This window comes from Kocuria sp. NPDC057446, from assembly GCF_042802875.1.
GTDB lineage: Bacteria > Actinomycetota > Actinomycetes > Actinomycetales > Micrococcaceae > Kocuria.
The window spans coordinates 26,153-28,633 of record NZ_JBHVDI010000033.1 but is presented as its reverse complement, the minus strand read 5'-3'; the positions used below and the strand labels follow the sequence as shown (position 1 = coordinate 28,633).

Annotated in this window: 2 protein-coding genes; one reads left to right on the top strand and one right to left on the bottom strand. The window is 62.2% G+C overall.

Annotated features, from left to right (window positions below):
• Positions 1–268 precede the first annotated feature (268 nt).
• Positions 269–676, top strand: a complete 408-nt coding sequence (locus tag ACFU0Y_RS06375) for an IS30 family transposase (RefSeq protein WP_380213616.1) — start codon at positions 269–271, stop codon at positions 674–676.
• A gap of 565 nt (positions 677–1,241) precedes the next feature.
• Here the strand turns inward: ACFU0Y_RS06375 and ACFU0Y_RS06370 are convergent.
• On the bottom strand, positions 1,242–2,481 hold a 1,240-nt coding region (locus ACFU0Y_RS06370), incomplete at its 5' end, for a WD40 repeat domain-containing protein (protein ID WP_380213615.1).

Genomic DNA, 2,481 nt, shown 5'->3' with positions numbered 1-2,481 from the left:
CTTACCCAGCGATCAATCTCGCAATTCTCAATCAGCGGTCGAGTCATCGGCGGGCAGCGGGCGGCCATTCCCAGTGAGCCGTCCACGCGGCAGGGAGACCCCAGCCATACCCGCCACCCGAGGGTGATCGAGACACTACGACAGCCCCGAAATCACCCACCACAACAACGTAAGGAAGGAGACCTCATCGCCGGTCCGGGTCACCGTTCCAACATCACCACGTTGGTCGAGCGCGCCACCCGCTTCACCATCCTGATCCCGGTGCCCGGTGCCCGGTGCCCGGTGCCCGGTGCCCGGCTCCCGCCATACCGAAGCCGTGCACCGCGGCCTGGTGGCCGCCCTCGCGACCCTGCCGCCGGAATTGCGGCGATCGATCACCTGGGACCAGGGCATCGAGATGTCCCGTCACCGGGAGGTCAGCGCGGACCTGGGCTGCCCGGTGTTCTTCTGTGAGAAGGACAAGCCCTGGCAGCGCGGCTCGACTGAGAACACCAATGGGCTGCTGCGCCAGTACTTTCCCAAGGGCACCGACTTGTCGGTTCACGCCCCGGAGCACCTGCGAGGCGTCGCTCACCAGCTCAACCATCGACCTCGAGCAGTGCTCGGTGGCCGGACGCCGGCAGAGCTTCTCTCCGCCTTGCTACCCTTCCCGGACCACCCGCTGTTGCGACCATGACGAGAAACCACCCCGACGACAGGGGGTTAAATTTCAGCCGACGTTGACACGTGGTGTCCAGATAGCTGAGGCCGGAAATGCGTCGGACGTCGTCCGAAGAGATTGCAGGGGTACGCCAGTACTCGTGTCTTCAGGACTCCATGGAGATCCTTTGACGGTCTCTTGCGCCTGGTGGCATCAAAATCATCCTCCAAGAGATTGTCGACCTTGCTGTCGTGTGCGGCGAAAATGCCGAGGACGCGTGCGAGGTGTGTAGCACCCAGCCCCGAGTCGTCGCGCAAGTGCCCGTCTCGGAGGCCCCTGATCTCCGACAGTTTGTCGGGACTCATCTCATCATCGTTGAACTGCCCTTCTTCGATTTCAAGATAGGTACTCATCGAGCGCGCAACGTCGCTGAAAACGTTGCCCATCAGATGCTCCCATTCATTTGGTCCTACTGTCGATGGTATCGCTCGGCAGGCGGCCCCGGAATCGCTGGTCGTGTCGTCATGTCAATGAGCCTCGTCCTATGGGCATGCGATTCTTGAACGAATGTGCCACGTCAGCAATGCTTACTGCGGGTGGCTCAAAGAGTGAAGTGTGTCAGGTTCCCCGACTTGTCGCCTATGGTCAACATGTCGGTCAGTTCGTGTTGGTACACCCTGAAGCAACAAATGGCATGGCCAATGGTCGCAGTTTGTTGTTGCGTTCCAGTGGATAAGTCCCAAACGTCTATTGTTCCATCTCGGCTGCAGATCACGACCCGGGACCCGTCTGCGGTGATTTCCACTGTCCTGACATCGGAAGAGTGGCCATACAGGATGTATGTCGGTTGACCTGTGTGGAGATTCCACACCCGTACCGTCCGGTCTACGCTGGTAGTCACGGCGTGGGTTCCATCCGGTGTGATCGCCACCGCATGCACTGATCGGCGGTGGCCCTTGAGGACGTGGGTCTGATGCCCGGTGCATAAGTCCCACACCCGTGCTGTCTCGTCTTCGCTGGTGGTCACGGCGTGGGTTCCGTCCGGTGTGATCGCCACCGCGAGGACCGGCCGGCGATGCCCCTCGAGAACATGTGTTTGTCGTCCGGTGGCAAGGTTCCACACCCGTACTGTCCGATCGACGCTGGTGGTCACGGCGTGGGTTCCGTCCGGTGTGATCGCCACCGCGAGGACCGGGCGGTGGTGGCTCTTGAAGGTATGGGCCTGGTGCCCGGTGTACAAGTTCCACACCCGTACTGTTTCGTCTTCGCTGGTGGTCACGGCGTGGGATCCGTCCGGTGTGATCGCCACCGCGAGAACCGGGCGGCGGTGGCCCCTGAGGATTTGGGTCTGATGCCCGGTGTGAAGACCCCACATCCGTACTGTTTCGTCTTCGCTGGTGGTCACGGCGTGGGATTCGTCCGGTGTTGTCGCCACCGCGAGGACCGGGCGCCGATGGCCCCGAAGGAGGTCCATCTGTTGTCCGGTGGCAAGGTCCCACACTCGAACTGTCGAATCCTCGCCAGCGGTTACCGCCCGAAGACTCTCTGCGGCCACTGCCATTGCCAAGACCGAGGTGTCATGGCCAACCCGTGTGCGTGACGAGCCCTGAGCATGTTTGGTCACCAAGTCCCACACTCGCGCCGTTCCGTCCTCGCTTCCGGTCACCGCCCGCAAACCGTCGATGTCGATTGCCACCGTCCCCACCTCCGATGTATGCCCTTCGAGAAGGTGTATCTGCTGTCCGGTGGTGAGGTCCCAGACCCGGGCCGTGCCGTCCTCGCTGCCGGTCACTGCCCGGGATCCGTCGGGCGTTATCGCTACTGCTCGCACTGCACGGCGG